Source organism: Bradyrhizobium sp. CCBAU 65884, assembly GCF_028128835.1.
GTDB classification, from domain to species: domain Bacteria; phylum Pseudomonadota; class Alphaproteobacteria; order Rhizobiales; family Xanthobacteraceae; genus Bradyrhizobium; species Bradyrhizobium ottawaense.
On sequence record NZ_LBJU01000008.1, the window covers coordinates 125,801 to 140,334 of the forward strand.

General features: G+C 66.2%; 16 protein-coding genes. 14 read left to right on the forward strand and 2 right to left on the reverse strand.

The features are described 5' to 3' along the window. Positions 1–151: 151 nt before the first annotated feature. The 10 genes from XI03_RS01340 to XI03_RS01385 all read left to right on the forward strand — a co-directional run bounded on the left by XI03_RS01340 (position 152) and on the right by XI03_RS01385 (position 9,091). The gene (locus tag XI03_RS01340) at positions 152–388 is read left to right on the forward strand and encodes a hypothetical protein (RefSeq protein ID WP_038972481.1); all 237 of its coding nucleotides are present in this window, start codon (positions 152–154) and stop codon (positions 386–388) included. Positions 389–443: 55 nt separating this feature from the next. Further along, the gene (locus tag XI03_RS01345) at positions 444–665 is read left to right on the forward strand and encodes a hypothetical protein (RefSeq protein ID WP_028144414.1); all 222 of its coding nucleotides are present in this window, start codon (positions 444–446) and stop codon (positions 663–665) included. Positions 666–926: 261 nt separating this feature from the next. Continuing rightward, the gene (gene glyA / locus XI03_RS01350; protein WP_271591069.1) at positions 927–2,225 is read left to right on the forward strand and encodes a serine hydroxymethyltransferase; all 1,299 of its coding nucleotides are present in this window, start codon (positions 927–929) and stop codon (positions 2,223–2,225) included. A gap of 15 nt (positions 2,226–2,240) precedes the next feature. Further along, entirely contained in the window at positions 2,241–2,723 is a 483-nt protein-coding gene (nrdR, locus tag XI03_RS01355) for a transcriptional regulator NrdR (protein WP_011087793.1), read from the forward strand. Further along, positions 2,720–3,868 carry a bifunctional diaminohydroxyphosphoribosylaminopyrimidine deaminase/5-amino-6-(5-phosphoribosylamino)uracil reductase RibD gene (gene ribD, locus XI03_RS01360; RefSeq protein WP_271591070.1) on the forward strand — a complete coding sequence of 383 codons (1,149 nt, stop codon included), beginning with the start codon at positions 2,720–2,722 and terminating at the stop codon, positions 3,866–3,868. The genes nrdR and ribD overlap by 4 nt, the downstream gene beginning before the upstream one ends. Beyond that, positions 3,868–4,479: a riboflavin synthase gene (locus tag XI03_RS01365; RefSeq protein ID WP_271591071.1), complete on the forward strand. Its 612-nt coding sequence runs from the start codon at positions 3,868–3,870 to the stop codon at positions 4,477–4,479. Before ribD ends, XI03_RS01365 begins: the two co-directional genes overlap by 1 nt. Before the next feature lie 107 nt (positions 4,480–4,586). Continuing rightward, positions 4,587–5,078: a 6,7-dimethyl-8-ribityllumazine synthase gene (gene ribH, locus XI03_RS01370; protein WP_028144410.1), complete on the forward strand. Its 492-nt coding sequence runs from the start codon at positions 4,587–4,589 to the stop codon at positions 5,076–5,078. 4 nt (positions 5,079–5,082) lie between these two features. Next, entirely contained in the window at positions 5,083–5,580 is a 498-nt protein-coding gene (nusB, locus tag XI03_RS01375; RefSeq protein ID WP_028144409.1) for a transcription antitermination factor NusB, read from the forward strand. Between the two features lie 157 nt (positions 5,581–5,737). Next, positions 5,738–6,736, forward strand: a complete 999-nt coding sequence (gene thiL / locus XI03_RS01380) for a thiamine-phosphate kinase (RefSeq protein WP_271591072.1) — start codon at positions 5,738–5,740, stop codon at positions 6,734–6,736. A 234-nt stretch (positions 6,737–6,970) separates the two neighbouring features. Then, the gene (locus tag XI03_RS01385; protein ID WP_028144407.1) at positions 6,971–9,091 is read left to right on the forward strand and encodes a sodium-translocating pyrophosphatase; all 2,121 of its coding nucleotides are present in this window, start codon (positions 6,971–6,973) and stop codon (positions 9,089–9,091) included. A 166-nt stretch (positions 9,092–9,257) separates the two neighbouring features. Here XI03_RS01385 and XI03_RS01390 read toward each other — a convergent pair whose 3' ends face one another. Further along, positions 9,258–10,256, reverse strand: a complete 999-nt coding sequence (locus XI03_RS01390) for a Bug family tripartite tricarboxylate transporter substrate binding protein (RefSeq protein WP_028141387.1) — start codon at positions 10,254–10,256, stop codon at positions 9,258–9,260. Between the two features lie 219 nt (positions 10,257–10,475). Further along, the gene (locus XI03_RS01395; RefSeq protein WP_271591073.1) at positions 10,476–10,961 is read right to left on the reverse strand and encodes an outer membrane protein assembly factor BamE; all 486 of its coding nucleotides are present in this window, start codon (positions 10,959–10,961) and stop codon (positions 10,476–10,478) included. Positions 10,962–11,059: 98 nt separating this feature from the next. On the opposite strand from XI03_RS01395, the gene XI03_RS01400 reads away from it, so the two are divergent. The 4 genes from XI03_RS01400 to XI03_RS01415 all read left to right on the forward strand — a co-directional run bounded on the left by XI03_RS01400 (position 11,060) and on the right by XI03_RS01415 (position 14,521). Beyond that, positions 11,060–11,623: a ubiquinol-cytochrome C chaperone family protein gene (locus XI03_RS01400; RefSeq protein ID WP_271591074.1), complete on the forward strand. Its 564-nt coding sequence runs from the start codon at positions 11,060–11,062 to the stop codon at positions 11,621–11,623. Beyond that, positions 11,620–12,183: a YceD family protein gene (locus XI03_RS01405; protein ID WP_271591075.1), complete on the forward strand. Its 564-nt coding sequence runs from the start codon at positions 11,620–11,622 to the stop codon at positions 12,181–12,183. Before XI03_RS01400 ends, XI03_RS01405 begins: the two co-directional genes overlap by 4 nt. Positions 12,184–12,482: 299 nt before the next feature. Continuing rightward, positions 12,483–13,544: a phosphate acyltransferase PlsX gene (gene plsX, locus XI03_RS01410; RefSeq protein ID WP_271591076.1), complete on the forward strand. Its 1,062-nt coding sequence runs from the start codon at positions 12,483–12,485 to the stop codon at positions 13,542–13,544. Next, a complete protein-coding gene (locus XI03_RS01415; protein WP_028141391.1) occupies positions 13,541–14,521 on the forward strand; it encodes a beta-ketoacyl-ACP synthase III in 981 nt (326 codons plus the stop codon). Before plsX ends, XI03_RS01415 begins: the two co-directional genes overlap by 4 nt. Positions 14,522–14,534 lie beyond the last annotated feature (13 nt).

Consider the following 14,534-nt stretch of genomic DNA (forward strand, 5'->3'; position numbering starts at 1 on the left):
CGCCCGAACGTGCCTCAACTTCCCCAGCGCGCCGGCCCGGAGTTGCCCCGGACCGGTGCGTTTTGCATTTTGCACCTGCGAAGAAAATTTTGCGACCCCAGGAACCAGTTCCGGGCTTGGCGCTTATCTCCTTCGGATCGGAGAAAAGTCGATGCTGGTCGAGCGCGGGATGCAGGCGATGAACGTGGAACTCGTGAGCGAGGCCTACGCCATCGCCGCGAACTACCTTCGCCGTTCCGGCGCGATTGCCGATACGCTCGTCACCGACGAACGCCTGCTCGGGATCATCATCAAGCTGCTCCAGAACGGGGAGTTCAACAAGATCCGGCTCGCCAACACGGCGATCGCCCGGTTCCAGGCGCAGGCCGAGGCCCGCGCGGTTGCCTGATCAACAGTCGCAAAATACCGACGAACCAAGAATATCGCACGAACCAGAGGGTGCCATGGAAGCCGCCATCGACCGCATCATGCAGACCTATGACCTGCTCGCCAACCGCACCGCCGCGGCCAGCGAGGAGGCACGGGCCAAGGTCACGAACTACCTCACCACCCTGATGGAAGCGGGCGAGAAGGACCCGCACAGGTTGACGGTCTGCGGCCTGACTTATCTGCGCCAGCTCGACGGCAGCGTGGACCCTGTGAAGGCGGGGTATACCGGGCTGTGATAGACAGCCGGCGGCTCCACGGATGAGGAGTTAGGGCCCAAAGCGGCCCCATTCGGGAGGGGTGGACGGGCGGCTCCCCAGAGCCGGCCCAAGTGCCGAAAACCGCCACCCTCCACCATATCTTGCATAAATATCAGGCCCGACCCGCAAATGCTTGGCCTGTTGCGGGCGATGTGGTAGATCGCGCTCGCCGCTTCCGATCGCCACACCAGACCCGCCCGTAGCCCGCCAAAAGGCTGCGGCGGTGGAGATATTCGCAAGATGACCGCACCCAAAACCGCCTCCGCGCCCGATTCGTTTTTCACCGCTCCGCTCGAGCAGGCCGACCCCGAAATCGCCGCCGCCATCAAGGGCGAGCTCGGCCGGCAGCGCCATGAGGTCGAGCTGATCGCCTCCGAGAACATCGTCAGCCGGGCCGTGCTGGAAGCGCAGGGTTCGGTGATGACCAACAAATACGCGGAAGGCTATCCGGGCGCGCGCTACTATGGCGGTTGTGAGTGGGTCGACGTCGCCGAGAACCTCGCGATCGATCGCGCCAAGAAGCTGTTCGGTGCCAAATTCGCCAACGTGCAGCCGAACTCCGGCAGCCAGATGAACCAGGCGGTGTTCCTGGCGCTGCTGCAGCCCGGCGACACCTTCATGGGTCTCGACCTCGCGGCCGGCGGCCATCTCACCCACGGCTCGCCCGTCAACATGAGCGGCAAGTGGTTCAAGGCCGCGCACTACACCGTGCGCCGCGAGGACCAGATCATCGACATGGATGCGGTTGCCAAGCAGGCTGAAGAGGTCAAGCCGAAGCTGATCGTCGCCGGCGGCTCGGCCTATTCGCGCGCCTGGGACTTCAAGCGCTTCCGCGAGATCGCGGACAGCGTCGGCGCGTACCTGCTGGTCGACATGGCACACTTCGCGGGCCTCGTCGCCGGCGGCGTGCATGCCTCGCCCGTGCCGCATGCCCACATCACCACGACGACGACGCACAAATCGCTGCGCGGTCCGCGCGGCGGCCTGATGCTGTGGAATGACGAGGCGCTGACCAAGAAGTTCAACTCGGCGATCTTCCCGGGGCTGCAGGGCGGCCCCCTGATGCACGTGATCGCGGCCAAGGCGGTCGCCTTCGGCGAGGCGCTGCGTCCGGACTTCAAGGTCTACGCCAAGAACGTCGTCGAGAACGCCAAGGCGCTGGCCGAGGCGATGAAGAGCCACGGCTTCGACATCGTCTCCGGCGGCACCGACAACCATCTGATGCTGGTCGACCTCAGGCCGAAGGGCCTGAAGGGCAACGCCTCGGAGAAGGCGCTGGTTCGCGCCGCCATCACCTGCAACAAGAACGGCATTCCGTTCGACCCCGAGTCGCCGTTCGTCACCTCCGGTATTCGTCTGGGCACGCCGGCGGCGACCACCCGCGGCTTCGGCGTCGCCGAATTCCAGCAGGTCGGCGGCATGATCGCCGAGGTCCTCAACGCGATCGCGCAGTCCGACGACGGCAAGGCGCCGCTGGTGGAAGCCGCGATCAAGGAACGCGTCAAGGCGCTCACCGATCGGTTCCCGATCTATCAGTAAGGCTGGGCCACGAGGATGCGCTGCCCGAACTGCAATAGTCTCGATACGCAGGTAAAGGACTCGCGTCCGACCGAGGACTCTTCCGTGATCCGCAGGCGGCGCGTGTGCGTCGCCTGCAATTTCCGCTTCACCACCTTCGAGCGCGTGCAATTGCGCGAGCTCACCGTGATCAAGCGCAACGGCCGCCGCGTGCCGTTCGACCGCGACAAGCTGATGCGCTCGGTGCAGATTTCTTTGCGCAAGCGGCAGGTCGAGCCGGAGCGGGTGGAGAAGATGGTCTCCACCATCGTGCGCGAGCTCGAGACCGGGGGCGAGGCCGAGATCTCCTCCGAGGTGATCGGCGAAACCGTGATGGAGCATCTGCGCACGCTCGACGACGTCGCCTATGTGCGCTTCGCCTCGGTCTATCGCAATTTCCGCGAGGCCAAGGATTTCGCCGACGTGCTCGGCGAGCTCTCCGGTGAGGAGGAAGCGCGGCTCGCCGCGATCCGCAAATGATCTTCCGTATCCTGGAGGATCAGTTCGCGCAGAAGGCCCGCGAGGCCAGGGACGCCGATCGCCGCTTCATGGAGCTGGCGCTGGCGCTCGGACGCCGCGGGCAGGGGCGCACCTGGCCCAACCCGGCGGTCGGTGCCGTCGTCGTCAAGGACGGTGTCATCGTCGGCCGCGGCTGGACCCAGACAGGTGGACGCCCGCATGCCGAGCCCGAAGCCTTGCGGCGGGCCGGTGAGACCGCACGCGGCGCCACGCTCTACGTCACGCTCGAACCTTGCTCGCATTTCGGCAAGTCGCCGCCTTGCGCCGACGCGGTGATCGCGGCCGGCATCAAGCGGGTGGTGGCAGCGATCGAGGATCCCAATCCGGAGGTCGCGGGGCAGGGCCATGCGCGCCTGCGCGCTGCCGGCATCACAGTAGAGTTAGGCCTGTGCGCGGCGGAAGCCGCCTTCGACCATGCCGGGCATTTCCGTCGCATCCGGGACAAGCGCCCGCATGTGATCCTGAAGCTGGCGGTCTCGCCCGACGGCAAGATCGGCGCCGCCGGCGGCAAGCCGGTCGCGATCACGGGGGAGGCGGTGCGCAATCGCGTGCATCTCCTGCGGGCGCAGAGCGATGCCATCCTGGTCGGCATCGGCACGGTGCTGGCGGACGACCCGCTTCTCACCTGCCGCCTGCCGGGCATGGCGGCGCGCTCGCCGGTGCGCGTGGTGCTCGATCAGAGCCTGCGCATTCCCGGGGGAAGCAAGCTCATAGGCTCCGCGCGCGAGACGCCGCTCTGGGTGATGGGCTCCGACCTTGCGGAAGCCGCGGCAGCAACACGTCTCGGCGCGACCGGCGCGCAAGTGATCCGCATCCCGCCGGCAAGTGCCTCCGGGCTCGATTTGCCGGCCGCGCTGCATGCGCTGGCCGGGAAGGGCATCACCCGCCTGATGGTCGAGGGCGGCAGCCGCGTTGCGGCTTCGTTCGTCGCGGCCGACCTCGTCGACGAGATCTGGCTGTTCCGCGGCACGGAAGCGGTGGGCAGCGGCGGCGTCGATGCGCTCGATGCATTGCCCCTGTCGAAAATCACGCAGTCGCAGGCCTACAAGGTTCATGCTAGCGAAACATTCGACAAGGATACTCTCACCATCTACGAGCGCGCGTAATGTTCACCGGCATTGTCACCGATATCGGCGAGATCGTCAGCTTCACGCCTGTGGCACAGGGCCAGCTGCACCGGCTGCGCATCGCCTGCCGCTACGATCAGACCACCATCGCCGACGGTGCCTCGATCGCCAGCAACGGCGTGTGCCTGACTGTGGTTGCTTCCGGCGTCGCAGGTGGCAAAACCTGGTATGACGTCGATGCTGCGGCGGAGACGCTGGCACTCACGACGGCCAAGCACTGGAAGGTCGGTACCAGGCTCAACCTCGAACGTGCGCTCAAGATCGGCGACGAGCTCGGCGGGCATATCGTCGCCGGCCACGCCGACGGTATCGCGACCCTCGTCAGCCGCGAGGATCTGCCGGACATGGCGCGGTTCGAGCTCTCGACCACGCGGGAGCTGGCGCGGTTCATCGCCACCAAGGGCTCGATCACGCTCGACGGCGTTTCGCTCACGGTCAATACGGTCAGGGACGTGACTTTTTCGGTGCTGATCATCCCGCACACGCTCTCGGTCACGACGATCGGTGGCTGGAAGGCGGGGGACGAGGTCAATATCGAGGTCGACCTGATGGCCCGCTACGCGGCGCGGCTGACGGAAATGACGGCGTAGTCGTCATTCCGGGTTCGCTGCGCGCCCCGGAATGACAGTCTTTGAACTTGGCTTACGTGCCCGCGGCGACTACATAACGCGCCGACCCCAGTAAACGGATTGAGACGATGGCAGACGCGCGGCGCGCACCCCTGAAGGACCAGACCGACATTTCCGGCGCGCGCGCGCTGATTGTCGAGGCGCGGTTCTATGACGATCTCCAGGACGCGCTTCTGGACGGCGCGGTGACCGAATTGAAGGCGGCGGGCCTGACGCATGACGTGATCACGGTTCCCGGCGCGCTGGAGATCCCTGCGGCAGTCGCCATCGCGATCGACGCGGCGGCGGCGAACGGAAAGCCCTATGACGCGGTGATCGCGCTCGGCTGCGTGATCCGCGGCGACACCATCCATTTCGAGATCGTGTCGCAGGAATCCTCGCGCGCGCTGATGGATCTTGCCGTGGCGCGAAAGCTGCCGCTCGGCAACGGCATCCTCACCGTCAACAATGAGGCGCAGGCCTGGGCGCGGGCGCGCGCCAGCGAGCTCAACAAGGGCGGCGATGCCGCACGTGCGGCGCTTGCGATGTTGCGCATCAAACGCCGCATGGCGCGGGCCTGAAGCCATGGCTGATCCCACCAAGAAGCCGGCAGGGCCAAACGAGAAGAAGGCGAACCGGCGCGGCGCGGCGCGGCTCGCGGCGGTGCAGGCGCTGTACCAGATGGATATCGCCGGCGCCGGCATCAACGACATCTTCGCCGAGTTCGAGAGCCATTGGCTCGGCAACGAGGTCGAGGGCGACACCTACCTGCCGGCCGAGGCGGCCTTCTTCCGCGACGTCGTCTCGGGCGTCGTGCGCGACCAGAAGAAGCTCGATCCCCTGATCGACGAGGCGCTGTCGAAGGGCTGGCCCTTGAAGCGGATCGAAGCGATCCTGCGCGCGGTGCTGCGGGCAGGGGCCTATGAGCTGGAGCACCGCAAGGACGTGCCGGGCCGCGTCGTCATCTCCGAATATGTCGACGTCGCCAACGCCTTCGTCGACCGCGAGGAGACCGGCATGGTCAACGCCGTGCTCGACCAGATCGGCCGCCAATTTCGCGGCGACGAGTTCGGACGGGGGTAGACATTCACTCCGCTGTCATCACCCGCGAAAGAGGGTGATCCAGTACGCCGCGGCAGCGGTGATTGATAATCGGCTTCGCGGCGTACTGGATCGCCCGGTCCTGGTGCGCAAGTGCGCACTGGCTGGGCGATGACAGCGAAGTTTGAGGCCGGCGCCGATGACGAACACGCAAAACCCCTCCGCCGAAGACTCCCTCATCGCGCGCTATTTCAAGCCGCTGGCGACCGATCCCGGCGCGTTCGGTCTGGTCGATGACGCGGCGGTGCTGTCGTCGTCCGGCGACGACATCGTCGTCACCACCGACGCCGTCGTCGAAGGCGTGCACTATCTTGCCACCGATCCCCCTGACACCATCGCGCGCAAGGCGCTGCGGGTGAACCTGTCCGATCTCGCCGCCAAGGGCGCGGCGCCGGCAGGATTCGTGCTGACGCTGGCGCTGCGCAGCAGGGAGGATGCCTGGCTCCAGCCCTTCGCGGACGCGCTGGGCGAGGACGCAAAGGAATTCGCCTGTCCGCTGCTCGGCGGTGACACGGTGTCGACGCCGGGTCCGCAGATGATCTCGATCACCGCCTTCGGCCGCGTGCCGCAGGGGCGGATGGTCGGCCGGACCGGCGCGAGGCCAGGCGATCGCATCCTGGTGACCGGCACGATCGGCGACGCTGCGCTCGGCCTCGACGTGCTCACGGGCGGTGCCGCCGCGGCAGCGCTCGCGACCGATTCCGCCGCAAGGGAAGCCCTGGTCTCCCGCTATCGCGTGCCGCAGCCGCGCAACTCGCTGGCATGGGCCGTGCGCGATCATGCGACCGCGGCGATGGACGTCTCCGACGGGCTCGCCGGCGATCTGACCAAACTCTGCGCAGCGTCCGGGGTCTCGGCCATGGTCGACGTGGCAAGCGTGCCGCTCTCGGCCGCGGCAGCAAGCCTGATTGCCCGCAACGTCGTTTGCGTCGAGACGCTGCTTGCGGGGGGCGACGATTACGAGGTGCTGTGCACCGTCCCGCCCGCGCAGGCCGATGCGCTGATTGCCGCGGGGCGGCCGGCCGGTCTTGCCGTCACCGCGATCGGCACGATCGTCGCGGGCAAGCAGGGGCCGCGCTTCCTGGACGGGCAGGGCCAGGAATTGGTCTTGAGGCGGCTGTCCTACAGCCACTTCTAGGAATTGCTCCAAACCGGCATCTTAGTTCGCTGCACTTGGTCTAAATACCTGCCGAGATCGGCGTTTTCGGCCTTATCCGGCGTTGCACCCTCAATTTGATTTTGGCAAGCTTGCGACCGACTAAGGCCGCCCCTTTTGGGCAAGGGGCGGCTTTGTTCGAAATCAAGGCGCCGCACCGCTCGACGGACAACAAAAGGCGCCGGGGGTACATCAAGGATCTGAGGCAAAAATCACATGACAGCATTATGGTTGATAGTGCTCTGCGGAGTGCTTTCCGTCGTCTACGCGATTTGGGCGACGTCTTCGGTGTTAAGCGCGGATGCGGGGTCGCCGCGCATGCAGGAGATCGCGGGGGCGGTCGCTGAGGGTGCACAGGCGTATCTGCGGCGCCAGTACACGACGATCGGCATCGTCGGCGTGGTCATCTTCCTCTTGCTTGTCTATTTCCTCGGAATCTACGTCGCCATCGGCTTTCTGATCGGCGCCGTCCTGTCGGGGGCGGCCGGCTTCATCGGCATGAATGTCTCGGTCCGCGCCAATGTGCGGACCGCCCAGGCGGCGACCACCTCGCTCGCCGGCGGCCTCGAGCTAGCCTTCAAGGCAGGCGCGATCACCGGCATGCTGGTGGCAGGTCTCGCATTGCTCGGGGTGACGCTCTATTTCGGCTTCCTGGTGCATTCGCTGAAGCTTGCGCCTGACAGCCGTACCGTCATCGACGCCATGGTGGCACTCGGCTTCGGCGCCTCGCTGATCTCGATCTTCGCCCGTCTCGGCGGCGGCATCTTCACCAAGGGTGCGGACGTCGGCGGCGACCTCGTCGGCAAGGTCGAGGCCGGCATTCCCGAGGACGATCCGCGCAACCCGGCCACCATCGCCGACAACGTCGGCGACAATGTCGGCGACTGCGCCGGCATGGCCGCCGATTTGTTCGAGACCTATGCGGTGACCGCGGTCGCCACCATGGTGCTCGCCGCGATCTTCTTCGCCAAGACGCCGATCCTCGCCAACATGATGACGCTGCCGCTCGCGATCGGCGGCATCTGCATCATCACCTCGATCATCGGCACCTTCTTCGTCAAGCTCGGGCCGAGCCAGTCAATCATGGGTGCGCTCTACAAGGGCCTGATCGCAACCGGCGTCCTGTCGCTGATCGGCATCGCCGGCGTGATCTACAGCCTGATCGGCTTCGGCAAGCTCGATGGCGTCGACTATACCGGCATGGCGCTGTTCCAATGCGGCGTGGTCGGCCTCATCGTCACCGCGCTGATCATCTGGATCACCGAATACTACACCGGAACCGACTATCGTCCGGTGAAGTCGATCGCCCAGGCCTCGGTGACCGGCCACGGCACCAACGTGATCCAGGGGCTTGCCGTCTCGATGGAGGCGACCGCGCTCCCCGCGATCGTGATCATCGCCGGCATCCTGGTCACCTATAGCCTCGCCGGCCTGTTCGGCATCGCGATCGCGACCGCCACCATGCTGGCGCTGGCCGGCATGGTCGTCGCGCTCGACGCGTTCGGCCCGGTGACGGACAACGCGGGCGGCATCGCCGAGATGGCGGGCCTGCCGAAGGAGGTGCGCAAGTCGACCGATGCGCTCGACGCGGTCGGCAACACCACCAAGGCGGTCACCAAGGGCTACGCGATCGGCTCGGCCGGTCTCGGTGCCCTCGTGCTGTTTGCGGCCTACAACCAGGACCTCAAGTTCTTCGTTGCAGACTCCGCGCACCATCCCTACTTCGCCGGCGTCAATCCGGACTTCTCGCTCAACAACCCGTATGTGGTGGTAGGCCTGCTGTTCGGCGGCCTGTTGCCGTATCTGTTCGGCGCGATGGGCATGACCGCGGTGGGCCGTGCCGCGGGTGCGATCGTCGAGGAGGTCCGGCGCCAGTTCCGCGAGAAGCCGGGCATCATGCAGGGCACCGACAAGCCGGATTACGGCAAGGCGGTCGACCTGCTGACCCGGGCGGCGATCAAGGAGATGATCATCCCCTCGCTGCTCCCGGTGCTGTCACCGATCGTCGTCTACTTCCTGATCTACGCGATCGCGGGCGGCGGCGCGGCCGGCAAGTCGGCGGCGTTCTCCGCCGTGGGTGCCATGCTGCTCGGCGTCATCGTGACGGGCCTGTTCGTCGCGATCTCCATGACCTCGGGCGGCGGCGCCTGGGACAACGCCAAGAAGTACATCGAGGACGGTCATTTCGGCGGCAAGGGCTCTGACGCCCACAAGTCGGCGGTGACCGGCGACACCGTCGGCGATCCCTACAAGGACACGGCGGGTCCCGCGGTGAACCCGATGATCAAGATCACCAACATCGTGGCCCTGCTGCTGCTGGCGATCCTGGCGCACTGAGCGGCGCAGACGAGACAAGACAAAACCCCGCGGCGCGAGCCGCGGGGTTTTTGTTTGTAGTGACAGTGCGTAGGGCGGATTAGCGAAGCGTAATCCGCCACCGCCCAAACTGCATCGAAGGCGGATTACGCTTTCGCTAATCCGCCCTACAGATCGCGGCCGTGCGTCACTGCACGTCCATCTGCAGTCCTTCCTTCTGGATGATGCCGGCGAACTTCTTCGTCTCGGCATCCACGAAGGCGGCGAACTGCTCGGGCGTGCCGTAATCGGCGCGGGCGCCCATGGCGGCGATCTGCTTCTTGATGTCGTCGCGCTCCAGCATCGCCTTGACCTGGAGATTGAGCGCGCTCAGCACCTCGGGCGAGACGCCCTTCGGCAGGAAGACCGAGAACCACGACGAGACGTCGAAATTCGCCAGCTCCGGTGCGCTCTCGCGCATGGTCGGCAGGTCCTTCGCGAGGTCGCTGCGCTCGGTGGTGGTGACGCAGAGGCCGTTGAGCGTGCCGTTCTGCACCTGCGGCAGGCTCGGATAGAGATTGTCGAACAGGATCTGGATGTCGCCCGCCAGTGCGGCTTGAAGCGCGGGGCCCGCACCGCGGAACGGGATGTGCGTCATCTTGAGGCCGGTGAGCTGGAGGAACCAGGCGCCGGTGAGGTGAGGGCTCTGGCCGACGCCGGAGGAGGCGTAGCTGAGCTTGTCCGGATTGGCCTTGAGATAGGCGATCAGCTCGGCGACCGACTTGATGCCGGTCTTCGGATGCGCCGACACGATGTTCGGGATCCGGATCATGTTGGAGACCGGCTGGAGCTGGTCCGGCTTGTAGGTCAGATTCTTGAAGATGCTGTAGGCGATCGCGTTCGGACCGGGATTGCCGACCAGAATGGTGTGGCCGTCGGGCTTGGCACGAACCACCTCGGCGGTGCCGATCGTGCCGCCGCCGCCCGAGCGGTTTTCCACGACAGCCGACTGGCCCCAGGCGGTTTGCAGATGCGCGGCCAGGAGCCGGCCCAACACGTCGGTCGAGCCGCCGGCCGCAGCCGGCACGACGAGGCGGACGTTTTCGGTCGGCTTCCAGTCCGCAAGGCTCGATCGCGGCAGGATCGCTGCGGCCGAAAGGCCGGCCATTCCGGTGAGCACGCGACGTCGGGACAAAGTCTTAGGCACGAATCCACTCCCTGCTTCTTTCTTTGCAGGGAGGGTAGGAAACCGCAGGTGCGACGGCAAGTCGCGCGCGGCGGTCAGTGCCGCGTGGACGGCGGCACGACGCCGCAGGCCAGGGCCATATACCTTCCGGCGGAATTGGAAGGCGTTCTGGGTGCTTGTCTTGAAGCGTTTTCCTGATGCGAGCCGGTCCCCGGCTTCACCCGAAAACGCTTCGGGGACTCAGTTGAAGCTGAGCAGCTTGAACAGCGGCGTGAGGTAGCTCATCTCCTGGCCCGACGTCGGCGTGGTGCGGCTGATGAAGTCGAAGATCTTGCCGTCCTGCAGACCGTAATTCGCGAGACGCCGCACGCGCCGGTTCTTGTCGAAATAGATCGCGATGACGCGCTGATCGACCACCTTCTGGTTCATGAAGGCGACCATGCGCTCCGAGCGCTGCGAGATGTAGTAGAACACCTCGCCGTCGAGGGTCGCGACCGTGGAGGGCGTGCCCATCACGATCAGCACCTGGTCCTGGCTCGCGCCGATCGGAATCTGCTCCAGCGCGCCGGGCGGCAGGATGTAACCCTTCTGGAATTGCTCGCCGGTGCAGCCCGTGAGCGCGGCGCCGACCAGGGCGACGGCGGCGAGCAAGCGCAAGCCGCGCCAGCGAGCATGAAGGCCGCGCCGCTTGTCCGCGTGCAGGCTGATCTGGTTCGTTGTCGTCATAGCGGAACTGATTCCGTCCCCTTGCGTCGCGCGAGGCGCTGAAGTACCGGGCTGGGCGTCTGAATGCAACTCGCGCGCGCCCGCTTGCGGAAACCACAATGCTTTGGCCGTTCAATCACTTCAGGAAACCCCGGCTAACCCCGTCGGGCACCATTGAAGCCATCTATGGCATGATCGTGACGCAGGCGCGAGAACCCATATTTTACCGCGACTTGGGCGTGCCCGATACGGTTAACGGGCGTTTCGACCTGTTGCTGCTGCATCTGTGGCTGCTGCTGCGGCGCCTGCGCACGGTTCAGGGCGCCATCGCAGGAGCCTCGGAGCTGTCGCAGGCGCTGTTCGACCGCTTCTGCGAGGACATGGACGACAATCTGCGCGAGATGGGGGTGGGCGACCAGACCGTGCCGAAGCGGATGCGGGCCTTCGGCGAGGCGTTTTACGGCCGCGTCCAGGCCTATGACCAGGCCATCGAGGCCGGCGGCGAGGCCCTGGCAGAGGCGATCCGCAAGAATATCTTGAACGGGACCGACCTGGTCCAGGCGAGGCGGCTTGCGGCCTATGCGCGGGTCACCGAGGCCGATCTCGGCCGGGCCGACGAGGCCGCGCTGCTGCGCGCCTCCTTCAGGTTTCCTCCAGCGCTTCCCGAGGGCGACAAGCCATGAGCCGACCAAATACCGAGCCAGATCCCTGGCGGGTCCCGATCATCGTTGCGCAAATCCCCGACACCGGCCTGCACCGCAAGCTCGAGGCCTCGGCCGCCGAGCGGCAGGCGATGGCCGGGCTTGCGGGCCTCCGCGAAGTCCTGTCGGCCGAGGCCGAGTTCGACGTGGTGCCCAGGAGCGGCGGCCGGGTCCAGGTGACCGGCAGCGTCCGGGCCCGAATCGGCCAGACCTGCGTGGTCACGCTCGATCCGATCGAAAGCGAGATCGAGGAGGAGGTGGACCTGATGTTCGCCCCCGAGGCCGAGGCGCGTCGCCTGGCCGACCTGATCGCTGAGGGGCAGGACGAGGAGGCACCGTCTGAGGTCGCCGACCCGCCCGAGGCGATCGTGGGTGGGATCATCGACCTCGGCCGGCTCGCCACCGACGCCCTGTTCCTGGCGATCGATCCCTATCCGCGCAAGGAGGGTGTCGTGTTCGAGGCGGAGGTCACCGCTCCCGATCCGGAGGACCATCCATTCGCAGCCCTGAAGGCGCTCCAGGACAACAAGAAGGGCCGATAGCCGGGCATTTCCCCGCGGGATCGTCTTGCGGGGGTGCGCGAGGCATTTGCCGGGATGGTTTCAAAGCGCTCTTTATCTGACTGATTTCAGTGTGTTTCTTGCAAATTTCGCGGTTCGCGGCCGGATCGCCCGGGATGCAAAAGGCTGGGGGCAAGAGGTTGTTTCGGGGTAACAAAACGCTATTGTCGCGCCCCGGCCCGGGTGCGGCGTGGCGCTTGGCCGGCCGCCATGTCCGTGGCGAACTCATTTTGCGGTCCCGCTGATCCAAGACCGCACCAGACCAGGTTTCCAGGACTTTTATGCCAAGCAAGGTTCGCATCGCGCTGGACGCCATGGGGGGCGACGCCGGCGCCGCCGTGGTCATTCCCGGCGCCGCCATCTCGCTTCAGAGGCATCGCGAGACCGAGTTCCTGCTGGTCGGGGACCGCGCCAGGATCGAGCCCGAGCTCGAGAAGCATCCGGCCCTCAAGGCCGCTTCGACGATCATCCACACCGACGTGGCCGTCAGCGGCTCGGACAAGCCGAGCCAGGCGCTGCGGCGCGGCCGCAAGACCTCCTCGATGTGGCTCGCCATCGATGCCGTGAAGAAGGGCGAGGCGGATGTCGCGGTCTCCGCCGGCAATACCGGCGCGCTGATGGCGATGTCGCGCTTCCACCTGCGCACGCTGAAGGGGATCGATCGCCCGGCGATCACGGGCGTTTGGCCGACCAGGCGCGGCGATTCCATCGTGCTCGACCTCGGCGCCACCATCGGCGGCGACGCGCACCATCTGGTGTCGCTCGCGGTGATGGGCGCGGCGATGGCGAGCGTGCTGTTCGACAGGAAGCGCCCCACGGTCGGGCTGCTCAATATCGGGGCCGAAGAGATCAAGGGGCACGAGGAGATCCGCGAGGCAAGCGAGATCCTGCGTGCCAGGAACCTGCCGGAGCTCGACTATATCGGCTTCGTCGAGGGCGACGGCATCGGCAAGGGGCTGGCCGACGTCATCGTGACCGAAGGTTTCAGCGGCAACATCGCGCTCAAGGCCGCCGAGGGAACCGCGCGGCAGATGGCGGACTTACTCCGCAACGAGATGCAGCGGAGCTGGCTGTCGAAGCTCGGCTATCTCTTTGCACGCAGCGCCTTCCAGGCCCTGCGCGACAAGATGGACCCGAACAAGTCCAATGGCGGCGTGTTCCTGGGTTTGAACGGATTAGTGGTCAAGAGCCACGGCGGAACCAGCGCCGAAGGCTTTGCCTATGCGATCGATGTTGGCTATGAGATGGCTCACTACGATCTCCTGAACAAGATCAATCAGATGCTCAACCGCGAGGGTGGTGCACTCAATTCCGTGCAGGCCGCGCAGGAGGCTGTTTCGTGACTCAAATTCGTTCGGTCGTGCTCGGCTGCGGCTCCTATCTGCCGGAGCAGGTGGTGACCAACGCCCAATTGGCGGCGCGTATCGACACCTCCGACGAGTGGATCGTGCAGCGCACCGGCATTCGCGAGCGCCACATCGCGGCCGAGGGCGAGTTCACCTCGCATTTGGCGATCAAGGCGGCGCAGGCCGCGCTGACCGATGCCGGCATGGACGCGCAGTCGATCGACCTAATCGTGCTAGCGACCTCGACGCCGGACAACACCTTCCCCGCGACGGCGGTCGCCGTGCAGCACGGGCTCGGTATCACCCACGGCGCGGCCTTCGACCTCCAGGCGGTATGCTCCGGCTTCGTGTTCGCGCTCGCCACCGCCGACAATTTCCTGCGCACCGGCGCCTTCAAGCGCGCGCTGGTGATCGGCGCCGAGACCTTCTCGCGCATCCTCGACTGGAACGACCGCGGCACCTGCGTGCTGTTCGGCGATGGCGCCGGCGCGGTGGTGCTGGAGGCGCAGGAGCAGCCGGGCAAGGCCGCGACCGATCGCGGCATCGTCACCACGCATCTGCGCTCCGACGGCCGCCACAAGGCAAAGCTGTTCGTCGACGGCGGACCGTCCTCGACCCAGACCGTCGGCCATCTGCGCATGGAGGGCCGCGAGGTCTTCAAGCATGCGGTCGGCATGATCACCGACGTCATCGTCGATGCCTTCCAGGCCACCGGGCTCAATGCCGAGACCATCGACTGGTTCGTGCCGCACCAGGCCAACAAGCGAATCATCGACGCCTCCGCCCACAAGCTCCACATCGCGCCGGAGAAGGTGGTGCTGACCGTGGACCGTCACGGCAACACCTCGGCCGCCTCGATTCCGCTGGCGCTGTCGGTGGCCCGCAGGGACGGCCGTATCAAGAAGGGCGATATGGTCCTGCTGGAGGCCATGGGCGGCGGCTTCACCTGGGGCTCCGCACTCGTGCGCTGGTAGAGCCACAGTCGAT

What these genes read in the sequence shown, in the direction of transcription:
- nusB (WP_028144409.1), top strand. Translation starts at nt 5,083, where the DNA reads ATGGCTGATCCCACCAAGAAGCCGGCAGGGCCAAACGAGAAGAAGGCG.
- XI03_RS01400 (WP_271591074.1), top strand. Translation starts at nt 11,060, where the DNA reads ATGCTTTGGCCGTTCAATCACTTCAGGAAACCCCGGCTAACCCCGTCG.
- plsX (WP_271591076.1), top strand. Translation starts at nt 12,483, where the DNA reads ATGCCAAGCAAGGTTCGCATCGCGCTGGACGCCATGGGGGGCGACGCC.
- XI03_RS01345 (WP_028144414.1), top strand. Translation starts at nt 444, where the DNA reads ATGGAAGCCGCCATCGACCGCATCATGCAGACCTATGACCTGCTCGCC.
- thiL (WP_271591072.1), top strand. Translation starts at nt 5,738, where the DNA reads ATGACGAACACGCAAAACCCCTCCGCCGAAGACTCCCTCATCGCGCGC.
- ribH (WP_028144410.1), top strand. Translation starts at nt 4,587, where the DNA reads ATGGCAGACGCGCGGCGCGCACCCCTGAAGGACCAGACCGACATTTCC.
- XI03_RS01385 (WP_028144407.1), top strand. Translation starts at nt 6,971, where the DNA reads ATGACAGCATTATGGTTGATAGTGCTCTGCGGAGTGCTTTCCGTCGTC.
- XI03_RS01405 (WP_271591075.1), top strand. Translation starts at nt 11,620, where the DNA reads ATGAGCCGACCAAATACCGAGCCAGATCCCTGGCGGGTCCCGATCATC.
- XI03_RS01365 (WP_271591071.1), top strand. Translation starts at nt 3,868, where the DNA reads ATGTTCACCGGCATTGTCACCGATATCGGCGAGATCGTCAGCTTCACG.
- ribD (WP_271591070.1), top strand. Translation starts at nt 2,720, where the DNA reads ATGATCTTCCGTATCCTGGAGGATCAGTTCGCGCAGAAGGCCCGCGAG.
- XI03_RS01395 (WP_271591073.1), bottom strand. Translation starts at nt 10,961, where the DNA reads ATGACGACAACGAACCAGATCAGCCTGCACGCGGACAAGCGGCGCGGC.
- glyA (WP_271591069.1), top strand. Translation starts at nt 927, where the DNA reads ATGACCGCACCCAAAACCGCCTCCGCGCCCGATTCGTTTTTCACCGCT.
- nrdR (WP_011087793.1), top strand. Translation starts at nt 2,241, where the DNA reads ATGCGCTGCCCGAACTGCAATAGTCTCGATACGCAGGTAAAGGACTCG.
- XI03_RS01340 (WP_038972481.1), top strand. Translation starts at nt 152, where the DNA reads ATGCTGGTCGAGCGCGGGATGCAGGCGATGAACGTGGAACTCGTGAGC.